General features: G+C 43.7%; 20 protein-coding genes. 14 read left to right on the top strand and 6 right to left on the bottom strand.

The annotated features are described in order from the left end of the window. Positions 1–110: 110 nt before the first annotated feature. The 5 genes from KHM83_RS12230 to rpmB all read right to left on the bottom strand — a co-directional run bounded on the left by KHM83_RS12230 (position 111) and on the right by rpmB (position 5,671). Positions 111–1,067, bottom strand: coding sequence for a LysR family transcriptional regulator (locus KHM83_RS12230; protein ID WP_213237303.1), 957 nt, complete (start codon positions 1,065–1,067; stop codon positions 111–113). Positions 1,068–1,358: 291 nt separating this feature from the next. Further along, the gene (locus KHM83_RS12235; RefSeq protein WP_213237304.1) at positions 1,359–2,807 is read right to left on the bottom strand and encodes an SLC13 family permease; all 1,449 of its coding nucleotides are present in this window, start codon (positions 2,805–2,807) and stop codon (positions 1,359–1,361) included. A 27-nt stretch (positions 2,808–2,834) separates the two neighbouring features. Next, the gene (locus KHM83_RS12240) at positions 2,835–4,583 is read right to left on the bottom strand and encodes a CocE/NonD family hydrolase (RefSeq protein WP_213237305.1); all 1,749 of its coding nucleotides are present in this window, start codon (positions 4,581–4,583) and stop codon (positions 2,835–2,837) included. Between the two features lie 240 nt (positions 4,584–4,823). Next, positions 4,824–5,111 carry a hypothetical protein gene (locus KHM83_RS12245; protein WP_213237306.1) on the bottom strand — a complete coding sequence of 96 codons (288 nt, stop codon included), beginning with the start codon at positions 5,109–5,111 and terminating at the stop codon, positions 4,824–4,826. A gap of 368 nt (positions 5,112–5,479) precedes the next feature. Continuing rightward, the gene (gene rpmB, locus KHM83_RS12250) at positions 5,480–5,671 is read right to left on the bottom strand and encodes a 50S ribosomal protein L28 (protein ID WP_213237307.1); all 192 of its coding nucleotides are present in this window, start codon (positions 5,669–5,671) and stop codon (positions 5,480–5,482) included. Between the two features lie 220 nt (positions 5,672–5,891). On the opposite strand from rpmB, the gene KHM83_RS12255 reads away from it, so the two are divergent. The 10 genes from KHM83_RS12255 (at position 5,892) to nfsA (ending at position 16,820) form a co-directional block, all read left to right on the top strand. Then, the gene (locus KHM83_RS12255) at positions 5,892–6,248 is read left to right on the top strand and encodes an Asp23/Gls24 family envelope stress response protein (RefSeq protein WP_213237308.1); all 357 of its coding nucleotides are present in this window, start codon (positions 5,892–5,894) and stop codon (positions 6,246–6,248) included. Between the two features lie 26 nt (positions 6,249–6,274). Beyond that, a complete protein-coding gene (locus KHM83_RS12260) occupies positions 6,275–7,936 on the top strand; it encodes a DAK2 domain-containing protein (RefSeq protein WP_246543074.1) in 1,662 nt (553 codons plus the stop codon). Positions 7,937–8,005: 69 nt separating this feature from the next. Then, positions 8,006–11,047, top strand: coding sequence for a DMSO/selenate family reductase complex A subunit (locus KHM83_RS12265; RefSeq protein ID WP_213237310.1), 3,042 nt, complete (start codon positions 8,006–8,008; stop codon positions 11,045–11,047). A gap of 127 nt (positions 11,048–11,174) precedes the next feature. Next, entirely contained in the window at positions 11,175–11,615 is a 441-nt protein-coding gene (locus KHM83_RS12270) for a 4Fe-4S dicluster domain-containing protein (protein WP_213237311.1), read from the top strand. 4 nt (positions 11,616–11,619) lie between these two features. After that, a complete protein-coding gene (mobA, locus tag KHM83_RS12275; protein WP_213237312.1) occupies positions 11,620–12,228 on the top strand; it encodes a molybdenum cofactor guanylyltransferase in 609 nt (202 codons plus the stop codon). Positions 12,229–12,235: 7 nt separating this feature from the next. Next, positions 12,236–14,251 (top strand): ATP-dependent DNA helicase RecG, encoded by a 2,016-nt coding sequence (recG, locus tag KHM83_RS12280; protein ID WP_213237313.1) that lies wholly within the window; start codon positions 12,236–12,238, stop codon positions 14,249–14,251. A 61-nt stretch (positions 14,252–14,312) separates the two neighbouring features. After that, positions 14,313–14,864, top strand: coding sequence for a 16S rRNA (guanine(966)-N(2))-methyltransferase RsmD (gene rsmD, locus KHM83_RS12285; RefSeq protein ID WP_213237314.1), 552 nt, complete (start codon positions 14,313–14,315; stop codon positions 14,862–14,864). Further along, on the top strand, positions 14,861–15,343 hold the full coding sequence (gene coaD, locus KHM83_RS12290; protein ID WP_213237315.1) for a pantetheine-phosphate adenylyltransferase: 483 nt from the start codon (positions 14,861–14,863) through the stop codon (positions 15,341–15,343). The genes rsmD and coaD overlap by 4 nt, the downstream gene beginning before the upstream one ends. Beyond that, positions 15,343–15,885 (top strand): hypothetical protein, encoded by a 543-nt coding sequence (locus tag KHM83_RS12295; protein ID WP_213237316.1) that lies wholly within the window; start codon positions 15,343–15,345, stop codon positions 15,883–15,885. The genes coaD and KHM83_RS12295 overlap by 1 nt, the downstream gene beginning before the upstream one ends. A gap of 173 nt (positions 15,886–16,058) precedes the next feature. Then, the gene (gene nfsA / locus KHM83_RS12300; protein WP_213237317.1) at positions 16,059–16,820 is read left to right on the top strand and encodes an oxygen-insensitive NADPH nitroreductase; all 762 of its coding nucleotides are present in this window, start codon (positions 16,059–16,061) and stop codon (positions 16,818–16,820) included. Between the two features lie 26 nt (positions 16,821–16,846). Here the strand turns inward: nfsA and KHM83_RS12305 are convergent, their stop codons facing one another. Further along, the gene (locus KHM83_RS12305; RefSeq protein WP_213237318.1) at positions 16,847–18,055 is read right to left on the bottom strand and encodes a nucleotidyltransferase; all 1,209 of its coding nucleotides are present in this window, start codon (positions 18,053–18,055) and stop codon (positions 16,847–16,849) included. A 140-nt stretch (positions 18,056–18,195) separates the two neighbouring features. Between KHM83_RS12305 and KHM83_RS12310 the strand changes: the two genes are divergently transcribed. From KHM83_RS12310 to plsX, 4 genes are all read left to right on the top strand, one after another. Continuing rightward, positions 18,196–19,389, top strand: coding sequence for an acetate/propionate family kinase (locus tag KHM83_RS12310; RefSeq protein WP_213237319.1), 1,194 nt, complete (start codon positions 18,196–18,198; stop codon positions 19,387–19,389). Between the two features lie 63 nt (positions 19,390–19,452). After that, the gene (locus tag KHM83_RS12315) at positions 19,453–19,944 is read left to right on the top strand and encodes a YceD family protein (protein ID WP_213237320.1); all 492 of its coding nucleotides are present in this window, start codon (positions 19,453–19,455) and stop codon (positions 19,942–19,944) included. 12 nt (positions 19,945–19,956) lie between these two features. After that, complete coding sequence (gene rpmF, locus KHM83_RS12320; protein WP_213237321.1) at positions 19,957–20,127, top strand: 50S ribosomal protein L32; 171 nt, start codon at positions 19,957–19,959, stop codon at positions 20,125–20,127. A 131-nt stretch (positions 20,128–20,258) separates the two neighbouring features. After that, positions 20,259–21,287, top strand: a complete 1,029-nt coding sequence (gene plsX / locus KHM83_RS12325; protein ID WP_213237322.1) for a phosphate acyltransferase PlsX — start codon at positions 20,259–20,261, stop codon at positions 21,285–21,287. The last annotated feature ends 158 nt before the right edge of the window (positions 21,288–21,445 follow it).

Consider the following 21,445-nt stretch of genomic DNA (forward strand, 5'->3'; position numbering starts at 1 on the left):
CAATGAAAACTGATGCATATGAGGGATCGATCAAAATGTCGGCGGTTTTTCAATCGTTTGACAATAACGCTGATAGCCGTGATACGATGGTCAACGAAAAAGCATGATGCTCAACTGCCGAGAATACCGGCGGCGCTTTGTTTTTCAATCATAAGCAAGGCCTCCTCGTAAAAAACATTGGCGGCTGGATTGTGACAGTCTGCATTTTGATAAAGACGTATTTCAATTTGCGCATTTGGTAGTGTAAGCGGTACGAACCGAACAGTATTGGGAGCATAGTAATGCAGGTACCTCGGCATAATGGTAATGCCCATTCCTGAAGCGATAAAGATCATCAAAGGTTCGAGTCTTTTTACTTGGTGAGTGATTTGAGGATGAAACCCTTCTTCGACGCAGAGTTTAATAACGTGGTCATACCATTGTGGAAATTCTGAGCGTTCACGCATTATAAAAGCTGAGGTTTCAAGCTCGTGGATGCGAAGTGAAGTCTTGCTTGCCAGCGGATTTTCAGAACTCATGTAGACACCGATATCGGATCCGTAAATAAGTGCAGAATTGATTCCATCGACTGCATTGAACCCAAAGGGAACTGCAAATACAATATCGAGTTTTTCTTCCTTGATACCTTCGATTAATTCGGGCAATGTTAAATGTTTTAAGTTAATGACGATCTGCGGGTAGCGCCGTTTAAAATGATTGAGGAGATCGGGCAGAAAGTTGATGACAGGACCTGCTAAGAAACCAATGTTAACGGTGCCGAGCGAGCCGGCATCTGCGGCTTTCATAACACTAATGGCCTCTTCGGTCTCTGCGAGCATTTTCGTAGCGATTTCATAGAAATGTTTGCCGGCACTTGTCAATTTTACCATGCGATTGGTGCGAATAAAGAGTTTCATTTGCAATCTTTCTTCCAACTGCATGATTTTTTGACTGACGGCAGATTGCGGAACGAAAAGCTGTTTTGCAGCCTTGCTGAAGCTTAACGTTTCAGCAACGGTAATAAAGTAACTGAGTTGGTTGATATTTAAATTGATGTTGGATAAATGAAAATACCGATTGTTTCCCATGATGACCTCCAGGATTGCTGAAACTTAATGCACTCACATTATTTTATCGTAATATTCAGAGAAATGCCACGCTGTGAAAGGTGGTTGATCTAATCGGTTTTTGATGTGGCATTTTTGGAAACAATGATCGCAATATAAAGCGAAGAACCCTTCAGCGATTCAAGACGAATGATGCTGTCGAGTTCTTTTGTTTAAGGTTATGTGATAAAGCATCACCATAGCGTCAGTAAGCGTGGGGCTGCTAACGCTGTGATTGAAATATAGCGCCATCGTTTAAAGAGGTGTGTCTGCTTAGAGCATGAGGCTTATGCCGAGCAGTGGATAGAGCAGATAACACACCACTGAGACGACGATGGGGCCGAGAAGCATCATCGCGGCACCTGGGCGTATGGTCTCTGTAATATCCCAGTAACCGTACTGATAGGTGGTCTGATATGAAGCGCTGGATCCCAAGATCGTCGCAGGATGCGACAGGATCAATGCCGGCATAAAGATGGCAACTGGATTATAGCCCAAAGACATGACTACTGGTGCAAAACTGGAGATCAGAATGATAGATACTGGTGCAGGCCCTGAAATGATGATATTGTTTAAAATACTCTTTAAAAAGGTGAAAAATAGAATTAGCCCTAAAATACTAAACTGATTGAGATAAGGACTTGTTGCAGAGATGAGTACATTTGTCAGTTTGCTCTGCGTCAATATCGATGACAATACTGGCGAAAATCCTAGGATAAAGAGAAGGAACCAAGGAACATTTTTTAGCATTTCTTTTCCTGAGACAATACCAATGCCCGGCAAGAGGCAGATGGTTCCAAAAATGACACCAACATACCCCATTGGAAAGCCGAAAACCAAAAAGACAATCATCGTCAACATGATCAGTAACCAGCGAATTTCTTTTCCCGTGATTGGGCCGAGCTCATTAAGCGATTGTTTAAAGACGGTGACATCAATGCCGTCAATGGTTTTAGGTACCTTAAAATAACGGGTGTAAAGGACGACGATTATAGGAATAATCAGCAAAAGAGAGACCCACCCAACGGTTGCCCATTGCAAGTAGGAGACTGTTGCGGTGCCTTCTGTGGCCAATTCCAAATTTTGCAGTGCGACGAGATTTGGTCCTGAACCGTTGATAAGAGCAGCGCCGCCATACATGGCTGAGACCGGCAGTAAAATCATAATCGCCTTGCCAAGCTGCTTATTTCCCAAGTGTTCAATAACAGGTGCAAAGGTCGCTGCCAATAGGATGGCAGTGGCAATATTGGATACGACAGATGAGAGGACAGCACAAACGATAACGGCAACAAGTGCAATGGTACGAGGTTTACGCCCAAACTTCCATAGTAGGAAATAGGCAAAACGAGAGGTTAACTTCGTAGTGCTGGCCCCTAAAGCGACGATGCAGATACCGAGCATTGGCAAAAACTGTGATGAGCCAAAGAGCGTCGCCACTTCTTTATAACTCAACAGGCCGAGCAGAATTGCACCGCCTGCCAAGACGAGACTGCTCGTCATCAGATCAACGTAGAGTGTAATCCACATATAGAGGACGAGTGCGGTCAGTGCCAGAGTTCTTGCAGCTGTATCGGAGATCGAATCCAGCGGCAATAGCATAATGCCTGCAAACAGAAAGAATGAAATGATGAAATGGATGCGATTTTTACGTTTTCTAAAATCAAAACCAACCGCAGAACCGTCAATATCAAATAACTGAAATTTTTGAACATCTTTACCCATTTTTATTCCCCCTATAAAAATTTGTCGTTAAGATTGTTGTTCGTCTTTGATAAATGGCAATAGGATTGAAGATGGATAGGCTTTTCCGGTGTAAATGGTAACGTCGCCATTATAGATCGCTTGAGAACGCTCGCCATGCTGAAATGGACCACAGCCTTTCGATGGATAACGATGAAAGGCACGTGTTGATTCGTCAATTGCGCCGCTGAACTCATAATCTTTGCCGCTGACGGTTAAGGCTAGCTGATAATTTGGCGGGATCACAATAGAAGTGGGCCAAATTTCAATGGATAGCTCATAAATTTTACCGATTTCAAGCGGCTCGATAACATCATGCGTATGATAAGGACGATACGGCAACGTTTTTTTCGGATCCAGTTTTCGATGTGACGCACGCAGCCAGCCTTGTGCAACGGGTGCATTCGCATCCATTGCCCCTCTGAAGGGCACTTCTTTTCCCTCGGGGTCAAATAGGCGAAGCGTTAAAAAGAGATCGGCATCTTCGGTTAGCGAACTAATGTAAATTGTTGCTGCAACAGGCCCTGTTATTTCAATGGTTTCTGAAACTTTAGGCATGTAAAATGTGACTTCATCCTCCAGTGGCTTATAGGCAATATGTTGATTAGCGAATGGTACAGTCGTTGTCAGGGTTCTTTCGACGGCATTGAGAAACATTGTCTGAAATGTTGTGTTCGGGAGCGGCCAAGCATCCGCAGTACGTTCTTTGAAAGCATTGCCGATAAGACGCGTTTGGAGTCTTACTCTTGGCTCGGTGTCCCAACCGTTTGAAAATCCTTTTAGGAAATGATCCAGAAAGCGCTTTTGAATATCGACGCCATAGTCAGTATAAAAATGAGTCCAATGCTCATAACCATGAACTTCCAGCCAGCGATTATGATTGCCGCCTTCTGAAAACCCTTCAATATTGCCTCTCAAATGAAGGCCGGCGCCTCCCCAATTTGCCGTTGTCAGGACTGGGACCTTGATATTCTCCCAGTTTACGGTAATGCCGTCGTAGTACGCATCTTTAAGTGGGTGCGCTTTAATGTGCTCGACGAGGCCAATACGGTTTTTAGCAAGTGCTGTTTCGCTCATGGTGACCGCACCTGCAACGTTTTCGCCGGTATTTGGATTTTTACGGCCGCGGTCTCCATAGCCATATTGAATACCTTCTTGCTTTTTAAGCCAGCTATCCACAAAGGTGCAGCGAATGCCGCCGTGATAAAAGAGCTCACGATACCAGTCTGATGTGCCTTCCCAAGGGACAATAGCCTTGAGATGCGGTGGGTTTAAGCCAGCGACAAGCCATTGATTCGCAGCGTAATAGGAAATGCCTAGCAGTCCAACGCCGCCATCACACCAGGATTGCGTACCGGCCCATTCAATGCATTCGTAATAATCCTTAATTTCCTCTTCGGACCAAGGGTACTGAATGCCTTCAGAACACCCGGAACCTCTTGAATCGATTCGCACGAGTGCATAACCATGCGGCACCCATTTTTCCGGATCGGCAGTTTCCCAATTCTGATAACGATTGGAACTGCCAGCCATAATTTCAGGGAAATCGGTTACCATACGCGTCCAAGGGCCTTCGTAGACTGTTTGAAAGCATTGGCCTTTGCCGTAGATTCCATATGTCATTAATGCGGGGTATTGACCTTCATCGATTGGCAAAAAAACGTCCGCTTTTAAGACAATGCCGTCACGCATTTCAATGGGGACATCGTAGTAAATTCTCATTGTGTCAGTGGTGGTGCGTTTTGTATCAAATGCCATCTTTTGCAGCTCCTTCATTATGGATTTGACATTACGTAATGTTCTAACAAAATCTTATAATGTCGCACGCTATAAGTAAAATATGTAAATAGATATAATGATTATCATAAAAATTGATAATGAATAACTTAAGAAAACACAAACCCGACATCAAACGATGCTGTGATTTGTGTTTTTATGACTATTAGGATTGAATCAACACGAATTGCTTCTTCAATCAGTGCGGACCTAATTTATGCTTTATTGGAGACATACATTAAAATGATTAGCGTTGCTGACGAGATCTGTTGCATTAACAATACGTCTGGATTCATCTGCAATATCACTTATTTGCTGAACGGCGCTTTGAACTTCTTTTGCCGATTCGTTATTGGCAATGGCGATTTCACCAATGGCTTTTGTGAGGATTTGAATGGCCTCTGAGGCTTGCTGTGCAGCTTCATCGATATTGGCGGTCGTCTTAGAAATTTCCATGGCGCTGCTGTTGAAGCGATCGCCGAAATCGACCATACTGTCATAATCAGTCATAACTTCTTGATCCACAAAAGCATAGATATTTTCTGAGGCTGAACGAAGGTGATCCACTGAGCCCGTGATTGTTCCGGTAAGCTGTTGAATGGCATTGACGGCGACACCTCCGGCACTCTTTGAAACATCAATGGCTGTTATGGTAAGTTTAGGAAATGGTCAATGCAATATGTTACAAAAACGCAAAAAATATGGCGTGGTCATGAGGGCGGTCGATGGATGAGAAGTAATGTGAGCACTCTAATAGATGATGTGAATAATAGATAGAGAGATAGGCGGCAGTTGCTGATCAAAACAGTTTGCAAAAAAATAAAAAATCATATAACAATGTTATATGATTTATATGCGTTCGCTTAATGAAGTTGACATTAAATTGCTCTTTCAACTTTGCCAGATCTTAAGCATCTGCTGCAAACCTTAATACGTTTCGTCGAACCGTTGACGGAAGCTTTGACACTTCTAAGGTTTGGTGACCATGATCTTCTATTGTGGTTATTTGCATGGCTGACTGTGTTACCAGACATTTTTCCTTTACCGCATACATCACATACTTTTGCCATTTATGACACCTCCTTCGAGTGATTAACTCTTAACATAACAAACTAATTTTATCAGAGAAGATACGGTTTTTCAAGTGGAAAATAGCCAAATGAATGGCTTTTTTATTACAAACGCTTAATAAAATGGGTTTAACTTGCTAAAAACAGGGGTTTACTATAAAATTAGAGTAAAATGATTTTTATGAATCGTTATCAGCTCTGATTATTTGAGGAGGCGTTTATGTCAATAAAGATAATGAATGAAATTGGCGAAATCAACATTGAACACGATGTGCTCGCAACGATTGCGGCAATGGCGGCGATGGAGTGCTATGGACTCGTTGGATTAACTTATAAATCTGCGCGCAACGGCATTGCAAAGATGCTGAAAGGCGAGCATATGTCGAAAGGCGTGGAAATTCGTCCTGTGGAAGAAGGCGTGGAAATTGATCTCTTTGTCATCATTCAGTATGGTACGAAGATATCAGTGGTGGCTGAGAACATCATTGAAAAAGTGAAGTATCAAGTTGAAACCCAGACTGGAATCGATGTCAAAGAGGTGAACCTCAATATTGAAGGCGTTCGCGTTCAGGAATAACAGGAGGAAATTGAAACGTGAAGATTATGACAATTAATGCAGATATGCTTGCAAGCATGTTTCTGCAAGGGACTTATGAACTTTATCATCATAAGGAAATCGTTGATGCACTGAATGTTTTCCCAGTACCGGACGGCGATACGGGTACCAATATGTCACTGACGATGAACTCGGCAGTAGAAGGTTTGAAGAAAGGCTCGTTCCAATCAGTAGATGAAGTGGCAAAACTGGTTTCAAGGGGATCGTTAATGGGTGCCCGCGGGAATTCAGGGGTCATATTGTCTCAGATATTCAGAGGCTTTTCGAAAGGATGCAAGGATCTTGAAACACTTGATTCTATTCAATTTTGCAATGCGCTCAAGTATGCGGCAGACACGGCATACAGCGCTGTGCTCAAACCCGTGGAAGGCACCATCTTAACCATTATTCGAAAAATTGCTGAAAAGGCGATGGAATATGCCGTCGAAGCAGTACCGATTGACGAATTGATACAAGTGCTGATCAAGCGCGGCGAAGAGACGCTGGAAGAGACGCCTGAATACCTTGAAGTATTGAAGCAGGCAGGTGTAGTCGACGCAGGCGGCAAGGGACTCATTTATATTTTTAAAGGATTTGATAATGCCCTGCAAGGCAAAGTATATAAAGAGGTTTCAGAGAAAGAGACGGGTCAAGCAGTGAGCAAGCCTGCGCAAGCTGTTATGCAGACAGAGGATATCCGGTTTGCCTACTGCACTGAATTCATTATTGAAGGTGATGCCATCGATGGAGCAGCCTTGAAAGCATATATTGAGACGCTTGGCGACAGCATGGTATTTGTTCAGGATGAAGAGCTCGTCAAAGTACACGTTCATACCAACAATCCGGGTTTGGCGCTTGAAGCAGCGGTTAAACAGGGAGAACTCAAAAAAGTTAAAATTGAGAATATGAAGGATCAGCACCATAGCATTATTGATGAACCTGCATCATCATCTTCTTCAAAAGCAATGAGCCAAGCGGAAGACACTGATGAGACATCGGTTCGATTACACGATGAGAAATATGGCTTTATTGCCGTTTCAATGGGCGAAGGCTTTGCTAATATCTTTGAAGATCTAGGGATTCATGGCATTATCACAGGTGGGCAGACGATGAATCCGAGTACGGAGGATTTTTTGAATGAAATCGAAAAGTGTCCGTCAGAAGCGATTTTTCTCTTCCCGAATAACAGTAACATTATTATGGCGGCAAATCAGGCAAAAGCGATTTCAAAGAAGAATGTCTTTGTAATCCCGACGAAGACAATGCCGCAGTGTATTACGGCAATGCTTGCATTTGATCACGATGTCGAACCTGACAATAATGTAACACAAATGACAGAGAGTCTCGAATTGGTCAAAACCATTCAAGTAACCTATGCTGTTCGCGATACATCCATTGGCGGTATGGCTATCGAAAAGGATGATTACCTCGCTGTTGCAGACGGCGCCATAAAGAGCGTTGGCAAGAGCCGAGATAACGTCTTATTAGAGGCAATTGAAAAGACGATGGATACGACGACGGAGATCTTATCAATTTATTACGGCAGTGATATTTCGGAAGCGACGGCGAAAGAAGTTGGGGAGATGATTGAGGCGAAATTCCCGCAGTTGGAAATAGAAGTTTACGAAGGTGCTCAGCCGATCTACTATTTTGTGTTGGCGCTTGAGTAATACGGACGAATGCCATTAAAACCAGCTTGAAGAGCTGGTTTTTTTATAAACTAAATTTGGAGTTGAAAAATGTCAGTGACACAGTACAATAAAGACGGTGTTGAAAATTTGGATAACTTGAAAGCCTGGCTTGAGTTGAGGCAATTTGGTTATCTATTCTTGGCTGAGTGCTTTTTAATAGAGCCAACAGCATCATGGAGCGCTTTTTACAAGGGGCACGCTGCTCTTGCAGGTCTATGTGATTATAGCGGCATGTCAACGGCATATGATTTTGTCAGAGCGAAGCTGGATGCACTTGCGATTTCGGCAGATGAAGTTGAGCAGTCCGCAAAAATTTTTGAAAGGCTTTATGATGCCCCCTGTGAAGATGCAGCGCCACCTTGGGAATCTGTTTACGTTGGTGAGGGTGATACGCTGATGAATGCCGTTACTTTATCAGTACTGCAAGATTATCACACTTCAGGCTATCATTACCGTTTCGATCAGCATCAGCCATGTGACCACATTGGACTGGAACTGCTTTTCTTATCGCAGTTAGCACAGGATGCTATAGCAGCCGTGACTGAATTGGATTACAGCGCTTTATACCATTTGCTTGAAAGACAGCAGCATTTTATTACGAAGCATCTATGTGCTTTCGCTGAGGCATTTGCAAAGCAAACCGCTAGCGTAGAAGGTGCGGCGTGGTATGCAGCTGTAGCAGAACTGATGACGTGTTTTGTGATGCATGACAAAGATCGGTTAGATATATTTATCGATAAAAATACGGATAACCGCAGTCATATGCATCCTGATAAGCACGATGTTTTACGAGCGGAAAAGCAGTTCGTAATCCCCTTCGACGGCATCAAAAGATTTGTTGTCTACTGTAAGTCCGAGTCCATAGACTCAGTCAAAAAAACGGTAGTGGTCGCCGGCATTAATAATTGCGGCGGTGCATGTAGCCTCAATGTTGACGTTCAAATGGGCAAGGTGTTGAATATCTCGCCCAATACATCACTTTCAGCTGCTCATACGAAAGCTTGCGTACGAGGCAATGCCTATCGGAACAGCTTTCTGAATCATAAGCGCATAAAATATCCGATGCTGCGCGTTGGCGATCGCGGCGACGGCAACTATAAGCGCATTACATGGGATGAGGCGATTACACTGATTGCAGAAAAAATGACATCAATCAAAGCTGCATATGGGGCGGAATCGCGCTATGTTAACTATGCGACAGGTGTTTCGGCGCTCATGCGCGGCAATGCATTGGCAAAACGGCTGCTGATTCTGGACGGCGGTTGTCTGAATTATCATAATTCATATAGTACTGCCTGTATAGCGGGAGCGACGCCTTATACATTTGGAAACAAATTGTCAGGACATTCGCCGGATGATTACATTCATTCAGAACTCATTATTTTATGGGGGCATAATCCTGCGGCAACGATATTTGGTCATGAATCGATGGTCATGCTGCAAGCGGCTAAGGCAAAGGGTACGAAGATCATTGTCATTGACCCGCGCATGACCGAAACAGCTGTTGCCCTGGCAGACGAATGGGTACCGATAAAACCAACGACGGATGGTGCTTTGATTGATGCAATGGCTTATACCATTGTCGAAGCGGGGCTGCATGATCAGGCATTTTTAGACCGTTATTGTATTGGCTTTGACGGGTTGCATATGCCAGAAGGCTCTAAAAATGCTGAAAACTATCGTGATTATCTGTTTGGCGTTTATGATGGGCAGCGCAAAACGCCGGCTTGGGCGGCTGCAATAACGGGTCTGGACGAAAGTGTAATCCATCGTCTGGCGATGGATTATGCCAAGACAAAACCCGCGGCGCTGATTCAGGGCTATGGGCCTCAGCGCAATGCAAATGGCGAACAGATCGTCAGAGGCTGCAACATGCTCGCGTGCTTGACGGGAAATGTCGGAAAAATCGGCGGCTCTTCTGGTGGCGGACTCTACTTGCGTTATAATTTGCCGATCATGATGCCTGAAATTGAAAATCCTGTGAAGGAATCCATTCCATGTTTTTTATGGACAGATGCAATTGAACGCGCTGCGGATATGACGTCGGCTTCCGATGGCATCATGGGAGCGCATCAATTAAAAGCGCCCATTAAAATGATTTTCAACCTTGCAGGTAATATTTTAATTAATCAGCATTCCGACATTAATCGAACGATTAAACTTTTAAAAGATCCTTCTAAAGTTGAATTTATCGTCTGTTCTGACTTATTTATGACGCCGAGTACGCGATTTGCAGATTTAATTTTACCGGGTACGTCCATGTTTGAAGGTGAAAATATTAGAGCGCCTTGGGGCGGCGGCAATTATTTGCTGTATGTTAACCAGTGTATTGAGCCTCTATTTGAATGCCGCTTTGAATACGACTGGCTTACTGAAGTGGCGGAACGGCTGAATCTAAAGGAGGCTTTTACGCTGGGTGCGCCCAATATGACGGAACAGCTTCAACGTGCCTATGAAGTGCTTCGCACAAAGGAAAGCGAGCTGCCGACATTTGATGTGTTTAAACGTGAAGGCGGCTATGTCTATCAAACGGTTAAACATGTCATCGCTTATCGCGAACAGATTGAATCATTTGAAACCCATCCGTTTGAAACACCTTCTGGAAAGATCGAGTTGTATTCACCTAGATTGGATAGCGGCGGTGATATTCCGGCTATTCCCAAATATACGCCAGCTTTTGAAGGGCCTCAGGATCCTCAAACTGAAAAATATCCGTATCAGCTGGTGGGCTGGCACTCAAAGCGTCGAACACATTCGACACACGATCACAACCTATGGCTGGATGGTGTTGAAGACCAGCAATTATGGATTCATCCAGAGGATGCCAGACAGTTGATGATTGTCGGAGGTGAAACGGTTGAAATCTACAATGATCGCGGCTGTGTAAGGGTACCGGCCTACGTGACTGAGCGAATTGCTAGAGGTGTTGTGGGGATGGCGCAGGGCGGTTGGTATAGACCGGATTCAAAGGGAACGGACTTGCGCGGCGCCATGAATGTGTTGACAACATCAAGGCCGACGCCGCTCGTCAAAGGTAATCCGCAGCACTCAAATCTCGTCGCGGTTAGACGGTGCGGGATACAGATTTAATGGTGCACAATAATGAGCAAAATGGTACTTGGCATAATCTGTAAAGTAGCATAAAATAACAGGGTAAAAAGATATCATTAGATCATAAATAACAGATCATTAATAGCGATTGGGAAGAGGCATGGCATTGAGAATTAAACATATAAGTGATGGTTGTATTGGCTGTATGGCCTGTGTTGTCGCCTGCAAGGAACAGCACTTGCTGCCGGTCGGCGTCAACCGTTGTGTAATTGAATACCATGAGGAAAAGCGACGCTTTATATGGCGAGGGTGTCGTCAGTGCAAGAATGCGCCTTGTGAAAAAGCATGCGATAGCCATGCTGTTTACACAGCGCCCGATGGAACAGTTGTCATTGACCGTGAACGCTGTACAGGGTGCGGCAAATGCATTGCTGCATGTCCGTTTCATGTAATGGCCTATGACGAAAGGGCGCAGCAGGCAGTCAAATGTGATACTTGCTATATAAAGCGAACAACTGAACACTTTTCGACCAATGTGTTTGACAATCATGAAACGACGGCATGTGTCGCAGCGTGCCCTTTTGACAGACTTGAACTCGTGAGGTGATGAGGTGAAGCGTTTTGGAACGGCTCTGATTCTCGCAGGCGGACAGAGCCGCAGAATGGGCTATGATAAACAGAAAATTGTATTAAACGGTCAGCCGCTGATGTATAGAAATTTGGAAGCGATCAGCGAAACATTTGATCAAGTACTGCTGTCGTGCAATCGGCCCGTATTGGATTATGACAAATTTGACCATTTAGAAATTGTGGCGGATGATATTGCGGGCATTGGGCCAATGGCGGGTATTATGACAGGCTTGAGACGTGCCACGAGTGAATACGTCTATATATTGGCTTGTGATGCCGTTTATGATCGGCGGGCTGTGGACGTCTATATTTTGACAATAGAACAAATGATCCAAACGGGTGTCACGCCTCTAATGGCTGTCGCTGAAAAATCAGAGGAATACTATGAACCTTTTAATGGTTTCTACCATGTCGACCTGCTAAGCGATATGATTCGATTAATTGGACAGTGTGAGTATGCGATGCAGCCGTTGATCCGAGCGTGCGATCCCAAATGTGTATTAAAACGCGAAACGATAGAAGCACTTGGCCTCAACAAGCTCTATTTGAATTTTAATACGAGATGTGAATTAAAGGCTTATAAAGGATGAGTTGAAAATGGACTTTACACAATTTCAAGGCATTGGTGCAAAAAAAGACAAATTATTGCATAAGATGGGCCTGCATTCGCTTGAAGATGTGTGGCTTGACTTTCCCGTGCGCTATGTAGATCGACGAAAAGTAATGACTATAGCAGAATGCAATGATGAAATGCCTGTCGTCATTGAAGCAACGGTGCTGAATGTGAAGAAAAAGGCAATGAAATTTAAGCGCAGTCAAATGGTAATCTGCGAAGTGCAAAGTCATATGTACCACGGTGAAATTATCTTTTTTACGAGTTATGTTTTCAATAAACTCATCGTAGGCAATGCGTATTATTTCTTTGGCAAATTAACGCGGCAGGGGATTTTTTTTAAAATGCAGCATCCAGAATTTTCAGAGGCTTCTGATCGACGATTTTTGAGAATTCAGCCTATCTATCGACTGACAGCGGGATTGACGCAGATCGATATGCTGAAACTGCACGAGGGCGCCCTGATGAGGCTTGATTCGTCTCATACGGGGCCACTGCCGCCATTTGTTGAGCACATGGCACGTGTTGTTGATCGCGTCGCGGCTATTCGACAAATGCATTTTCCTACGGATGAAAAAGGACTAAAAGTTGCGCGATATCGCTTTATTTATGAAGAACTCTTCATGCTTCAGCTGAAGCTCGTGCTCCTAAAGCGGCATTATCACAGTTCGGAAACGCATCTTTTGCCCTCCACTCGCGATATAGATGATTTTATTGCGCAGCTTCCCTTTGAGCTCACAGAAGGTCAGCGCAAAGCTGTTGAGGCCATTCGAACGGATTTGGTCAGCGGTTATGCGATGAATCGCTTGATTCAAGGTGATGTGGGTTCCGGTAAAACCATTGTTGCACTTATTGCTATGCGCATTGCCGCCAATAATGGCAGCCAAAGCGTCTTAATGGCGCCGACGACAGTGTTGGCGGAACAGCATTTTCAGTCGTTGAAAGAGTATTTTGGCGAGACGTATAAAGCCGTATTATTGACATCCAATATGACGGCAAAAACCAAAAGAGAAATCAAGGAATCTATTGCAGAAGGGCATATTCAAATGATTGTTGGAACACAGGCGATTATTCAAGAAGATGTCGATTTTAAGAACTTGGCACTCGTCATTACAGATGAACAGCATCGCTTTGGCGTCAGGCAGCGTTTTTTTGCGACACAGAAGGGCATGCATCCCCATACGCTGGTCATGTCGGCAACGCCAATTCCGAGGACGCTTTCTATGATTTTATATGGTGATATGAACGTCTCGCAGATAAAAGAAATGCCGGTGGGCCGCAAACCGATAAAAACACATTTTGTAAGCGAAAAGAAGAAGGCTGCTCTTTATGGGTTTGTTGATGATTCGATTGAAGCGGGGCGTCAGGCATATTTTGTATGTCCGCTTGTTGAAACCAATGAGCAGCTTGACCTAACTTCGGTTGAAGCACTTTACGAAGCGTTGGCTGCTCGTTTTTCAAATCGACAAATAGGCGTAATACACGGGCGAATGAAAGCGGATGAAAAGGACGATGTCATGCATCGTTTTAAAGATGGGGAGTTAGACATTTTGGTTTCTACCACAGTGATTGAGGTTGGTGTCAATGTACCAAATGCCACAGTCATGGTCATTGTCGATGCTGAGCGATTTGGCCTATCACAGCTGCATCAGCTGAGGGGGCGCGTTGGCAGAGGTGCCGAGCAGGCTTATTGTTTTATGATGAGCAGTAAAATGTCTAAGGATGCTAAAAAGCGTATTGAAACCATGATTAATACCAATGACGGGTTCCAAATTGCAGAAATGGATTTGGCGATGCGTGGGCCTGGGGAGATGTTTGGTCTTAGGCAGCATGGCTTGCCTGAACTCAGAGTTGCTGATTTGGTAAAACATCAAAAGACACTCGAAGTCGTGCAAGAGCATATTCGAACGCTGATGTCGGAATACGTAATGGGCAATAAAGAAGTCGTCAAATACTTTGATGCACTGGGTGAAATGCTCAATGAAGAAGCGGTTTTATAAAAGCCGATAAAAGCTGATAAAAGAAAGATAGTTGATGAAGTTCGTTGATTAAGGAGAGAACATGCGTGTAATATCTGGCAAGGCAAGGGGAACAAAACTCATGACAATCGAGGGAACGGCAACGCGCCCAACGACGGATCGCGTCAAAGAAGCGATCTTTAGCATGGTGCAGCAGCATTTATATGAGGCCGAGGGATTGGATCTGTTTGCAGGTTCGGGTGCGTTGGGCATTGAGCTTTTGAGTCGAGGCGGTTCAGCCGTGTCGTTTATTGAATCCAGTGCCAAAGCCGTTCAGTGTATTCGAGACAATATGCAGAAGACGCATTTAGAAGCACAGGGTGAAATTCTACAAATGACTGTTGAAAGGGATTTGACGATGTTGAAGGGACGGTCGTTCGATATTGTCTTTATGGACCCGCCTTATCATAAGGGCATGATAAAAAGTACAATTGAAACAATCCTAAGGTATGAACTTTTAAGGATTAATGGTATAATAGTGCTTGAACATCATGTAGATGATAAAGATTCGGAGATTGTTTCAGATGCCTTGGAAGTGTTGACGCAAAAGCGATACGGCATAACAGGCGTTGGTGTATATAGGAGGATTGAATGAAAGTAGCGGTTTATCCGGGAAGCTTTGATCCGGTTACCAAGGGACACTTAGACATTATTGAAAGGGCGAGCAAAATATTTGATAAAGTCATTGTTGCCGTGATGTATAACCAGAGCAAAAAGCCGTTGTTTACACCGGACGAACGGGTTGAACTATTAAAGATGACGACAGCACAGTATGGCAATGTTGAAATTGATCGGCATACAGGCCTTTTAATAGATTATTTGAAAGCACATGACATTCGCATTATTGTAAAAGGGCTTCGTGCGATCTCAGACTTTGAAGCGGAGTTTCAAATGGCGAGTGTTAATCAAAAGCTTTGCAAGGAAATAGAGAGTGTGTTTATCATGACACGAACGGAATACATGTATTTGAGTTCCAGCATTGTAAAGGAAGTCGCAAGCCTCAATGGCGATATTACAGATTTTGTAACAGAGGATGTGAAAAGAGCCATTCTCAATAAAATCGGAGGGGTATAATGGCAGGCAATCAGAAAAATACATTGGATTTAAAAGTGCTGGAGCTTCTTGAAGAGTTTGAAGATAAGCTGGAAAGTTATCCGACAGTGCCTCTTACGGGCAAGATTCTTATTGATCGTCAGGAATTTGTAACCATCATGAAAGATATTCAGATGCTATTGCCGGATGAATACCAGCAAGTCAGATGGATGAAGGCACAGCAGCAGCAGATTATGGAAGAGGCACAAGCAGAAGCGCACAGTGTCGTCGATCGTGCTCATGCAGAAGAACGAGAGCTCTTAGAGGCTGCGCATCACAGTGAACAGCAGATGCTTCAGGCAGCAGAAATAAAAGCACGTGAACTGATTAACGCGCATGAGATTTCACGACTTGCATCGAAACGTGCACAGGAAATTGTCGCAGAAGCTGAAGCGCAGGCGGCAGAAATCAGAAATGGTGCCTATGAATATGCTGAAGAAGTGATGAAAAAAGTAGAATACAATATGAGCAAGGTTCTTCAAACGGTTCAAGAGAACATTGAAGAGCTTGAAGAATATAAATAGGTATGGATTAGTCATTTATCAAAGAGGGCAGCGACCAGCATACAATATGTGTATGCTGATCGCTGCTTTTTTCGATTGCGGCATGTTTGAATCAATAATCTGGCACGCGTCAAACGGATGTTTATAGAAAGTTTACATTAATCAGACGCCGATTGGGTAAAAGTGAGATGCAAATGATCATATTGAAAGGAAACGAAGCGATGAACGAAATGATTACATTGTTAAAAAATCATAAATCTATTCGAAAATTTAAAGCGGGTACGATCACGGAAGAGGCGCTTAAAGCGATTGTCGAAAGTGCGCAGGCTGCTTCTACATCGGGCTTTTTTCAGGCTTACAGTATTATTCGCGTAACGGATCCGAATTTGAGAGCGGCAATTGCACGTGCTTCAGGCGATCAGCAATATGTTGAGACGGCTTCTGAATTCTTAGTGTTCTGTGCAGACTTAAAACGCATGTATGATGCTTGCGATCGCCATGATATTCCTTATGATAAGGGGATGACTGAAACGTTTATCATTGCAACGGTGGATGCGTCACTGGCAGCGCAAAATGCAATGATTGCCGCAGAAGCAATGGGGCTGGGTGGTGTCTATATTGGCGGGCTTAGAAATAATATTGCCGAAGTGTCAGTGCTGTTGGAATTGCCGGAAGATGTCTATCCGGTATTTGGCCTGTGTATTGGCTATCCCAATCACGATCCGGCCATTAAAGAGCGTCTGCCGATGCATGTCGTCTTGAAGCAGAATCACTATACAGAAGACGATGCCAAGGCGATTGAAGCATACGATCAGCGAATTAAGGCTTATTATATTGAGCGCACAAAAGGACGGAAAACAGATACTTGGACTGCCAATGTTGCAGATAAGTTTGCTTCCGAACCTAGGTCGCATATGCGCGATTTTTTGGAAAATCAGGGTTTTAAATTAAAATAACAGGTTTTGATTAAAATGATAGATTGCTATTTGATCTGTATTGGCGGCTTGGTGAAATCCATGCCGCTTTTGGTTTGCCCTGCGGCCATGTGGTAGAGGTCGGTCGCTAAAAGGTCCAGCTTCATGTGCGGGTCATTGAGGACTTCTGCCGGCGCTTTGCTGAGCGTTGTGACAATGGTGCGGGATGCCATTGACTTCATTGCTTTTAAGCAGGCTTGTCCGGTTGGCGTGAAGCCTAGTACGCGGAGATAAGTCGCCGTTGTATCCAGCGGGTGAACGTCTAACAACACATTGATTAAGATGCGGTGAAGTCTCGTTTCGGCATAGCGTTTTGATTTTAACTGAACGATCAAGTCGCTGAGGTCTGTAAAATTCTTTGAAGCAGCTGCCAGTTTGTATTCAAGCCCTTCGCTAACGCCGCGAATATTTGCCAAAGCGCCTGCATCCATTAAAGCGAGACGGTAACGGATGTAGGGTTCAAAAGCATTGATGTCTAACTGTCTATTGATACCGGAAGCCATCATACAGTCAACTGCCGATACAGGCATAACTGTCATTAATTGTTTTCTTGAAGGTGTTGGGATTGCTTTCAAAATTGATCGGATGGCAGTTGCACTTGCATAGTTTTCCTGGAGATCGGCATTGTGATAGTCACTGCCGATTCGTTTGATTGGAAGTGGTTCCAAGTCGAGCCCATGGCGATAACATGCTTTTAAGTATTCGATGGCGAGAATGGCATTGGACTTTCGAACAGCAGTCAGTTGAGAATCATCAAATTGCGGGAAAGCGTCTTGAAGCGCTTTTTCGCGAGCCTTCGCAAAGGGAAGGCCTGACTTTAAGTGTTCTGACAGCTGATCTTTAAAATGCGACGGTTCTTCGGCATAGATACGCGCAATTTTCGTTAGCAAAGTGAGATCATCGCATTCTGTGCCAAACGCGAGATGGGTAACGATGCCTGTTGCCGCAAGTGCTCTGACAGCACCATCGGCAAATCCTTCAGCGCTTGAAGTCGCATCATAAAAGGGCAGCTCCAGCACGAGATCGACACCGCAGATGAGCGCCATTTCTGCACGCATCCATTTATCAAATATTGCGGGTTGACCGCGCTGAACAAAATGACCGCTCATGATAACGACAATACCGTCGGGATGAAAACGCTCGCGCAGCGATTGGATTTGATATAAATGTCCATTATGGAACGGATTATATTCTACGACAATGCCAATTATTTTCACCTATTATCCTCCCATAGCCCTTGAAAATTCATTTATTTACATTATAATATATATGAACGTGAAATATCAATATCACGTTCTGTTTCATGTGCAACATCACGAGATCGCGTGATCTTTTGATAAATAGAGGAGGGTAACAAATGAACGTTTTAGTCATTAACTGTGGTAGTTCGTCGCTAAAATATCAGCTTTTTGATATGAGTGATGAAAGCGTATTAGCAAAAGGCTTAGTTGAAAGAATCGGTATTGAAGGTTCAAAACTTAAGCAAGAAGTTGAAGGTAAAGAAGAGCTTGTCATCCAAGTACCGATGGCAAATCACAAAGAAGCATTAGGTCACGTTCTCGACGCTTTGCAAGATAATGCAAAAGGCGCTATTAAAGCACTTGACGAAATCAATGCGGTTGGTCACCGTGTTGTTCATGCAGGCGAAAAATACAGCGGTTCAGTTATCATTGACGACGGCGTCATGGCTGCACTGGAAGAATGTATTGAACTTGCACCGCTTCACAATCCGCCAAACATCATTGGCGTTAAAGCAATGCAGGAACTTTTACCGCATGCGCAAAATGTCGGCGTATTCGATACAGCATTCCACCAAACAATGCCACAAAGTGCTTATGTATACGCGTTGCCATATGAATATTATGAAAAAGATCACGTGAGAAGATATGGTTTCCACGGAACGAGCCATAAATACGTTTCACAAAGAGCGGCAGCAATGCTCGGCAAAAAAATCGAAGATACGAAAATTATCACTTGCCATTTGGGCAACGGCGCTTCACTCGCAGCTGTAGACGGCGGCAAATCAGTTGATACATCAATGGGCTTTACGCCACTTGAAGGCTTGGTTATGGGGACGAGATGCGGCGATATTGACCCGCAAATCATCACGTACATCATGGCAAAAGAAGGCAAAACAATTGATGAAATGAATGACATCATGAATAAAAAATCAGGTGTTCTTGGCATCTCAGGTGTCAGCAGCGATTTTAGAGATATTGAAAATGCTGCAAAAGAAGGCAATGAAAGAGCTGAACTGGCATTAGATGTGTATCATGATAACGTTCGTAAATACATCGCATCTTATGCAGCGGTTCTCGGCGGTGTCGATGGGATCGTCTTTACAGCAGGTTTAGGTGAAAACAGTATTTCAAGCCGTGCGACAATCTGTAAAAATCTTGAATTCATGGGTGTTGTCCTCGATGCTGAGAAGAATAACGTCAGAGGTAAAGAAACATTCATCAATACAGATGATTCGAAAGTAAAAATCATGGTTATTCCAACCAATGAAGAGCTAATGATTGCAAGAGATACTGTTGAATTAGTTAAGTAGTTTCACTTGACAAACCTCTTGGTTATCATTATAATGTTAATGTTGCATTGAAGAGGTGATAAAATGTACCTTGAGCTTTCTAAGGTTATTACAGGGCTGCAGAGTCAACTTGACTTTCAGTTGAGGCTATCGCTTGACGATCGCTTCTTAAGCGAAGTAAATGCGGTCAAAGCTTCTGAATTCAACATTCAAGGGACCGTTAAGAAGGTCGATAAAGGATTGACGCTGTCGTTTGCATACGATGGCAATATGACTTTTGCATGTGATAGATGCTTAACCGAAGTTAAATTGAATTTCAACCACATTGCGGAACGCGAGTTGGCAGATGATGAAGCAGGGGATGACAGCATTCCCATTGTTGATCATCAAGTAGATCTCATGCCCATATTGGAAGAAGAAATTCTTCTGAACAAACCGCTTCAAATACTTTGTAGCGATGACTGTGCTGGGCTGTGTCCGAAATGCGGCAAGAATCTTAACAATGGTATCTGTGGTTGTGAAGATGAGCGGATCGACCCCAGATTGGAAGCACTTAAGAATTTATTCGGTCATTAAGGAGGTGTTAAGATGGCAGTACCTAAGCGTAAAATTTCTAAAGCAAGAAGAGATAAGAGAAGAGCAAGCAACATCAAGATGACAGCGCCAACGATTGTTGAATGTCCTAAATGTAAAGCTGCAACCGTTCCACACAGAGAGTGTGCAGAGTGCGGTTACTATCATAGCAGAGACGCGAAATAGTGTCGTAATGCTATTGGGTTTAACGTTTGAAATGGTTTGGACACTGTCTAAACACATTTGGAAGGTTCTTCTATAATAACAAAAGGCAATGGTCATTGACTATTGCCTTTTTTTCAAAATGAGGTGAAGTGATGAAAATTGGTTTTGATGCAATGGGTGGTGATCATGCACCTGTTGAAACCGTAAAAGGTGCCATCGAATCGCTCGATGACTTTGAAGGCGATATTGTCCTCTATGGGGATGAACAAAAAATCGTATCGGAACTCGCAAAATATAAATTTAATACAGATCGTATTGAGGTTGTTCATACAACAGAGATTATTACAAATGATGATAAACCGGTCAAAGCGATTAAAACGAAAAGTGATTCCAGTATGGTCGTTGGACTGAAAGCACTGAGAAAAGGTGATATTGATGCATTTGTTTCGGCAGGCAACACGGGGGCGCTCCTCGCTGGCGGTCTTTTTAAGGTCGGTCGAATCAAAGGGATTAATCGCCCGGCGCTTTGTACCATTTACCCGACGATGGGCAAGGCATCTGTCCTCGTTGATGCCGGCGCAAATGCCGAGTGCAAACCGCGCAATCTCATTGAGTTTGCATATATGGGCAGTATTTATGCAGAACGTGTGTTGAAGCTGACAAAACCGAGAGTGGCACTTGCCAATATTGGTGCCGAAGAGACAAAGGGAACGCAACTCTACATAGAGACGCATGCATTGCTTAAGGAAGCAGATTTAAATTTTGTCGGAAATGTAGAAGGCCGTGATATTCCTGCGGGGAAAGTCGATGTGATCGTAGCAGATGGTTTTACCGGCAACATTATCCTCAAGTTGACAGAAGGTGTAGCGGGAACGCTGATTGACGGCATTAAGAACGCTATTGTCAGCAGTACAAAGGGCAAAATTGGCGGTGTACTGATTAAGAAAAATCTTAGTGTCTTTAAAAAACAAATTGATTATACAGAGTACGGCGGTGCGCCGCTGCTCGGTGTAAACGGGTTGGTGGTTAAAGCACATGGCTCCTCCAATGCCAAAGCTTTTCGCAATGCGATCAAGTATGCAAAGATTGGTGTTGAGACAGAACTCGTTGATGAAATTAAGATGAAAATAGCAAAACTCGCACCTGTTATTGAAATAGAAGACGATAACAGTGCATCGTAAGTCCGATAACGATCTAAATCACATATGAATCACCATCATTTGCGCCCTTTGAGCAATCGCTTTGGGGCGTTTTCTATTAGCAAAAAAGCTTCTGTGGGAACGTAAAATTGGCATTGTAATTTGATGATCAAAATTATAAAATAGAAGTGTGTGTCATT

Origin of the sequence: Fusibacter paucivorans (genome assembly GCF_018390735.1) — a bacterium.
Classification (GTDB): domain Bacteria; phylum Bacillota; class Clostridia; order Peptostreptococcales; family Acidaminobacteraceae; genus Fusibacter; species Fusibacter paucivorans.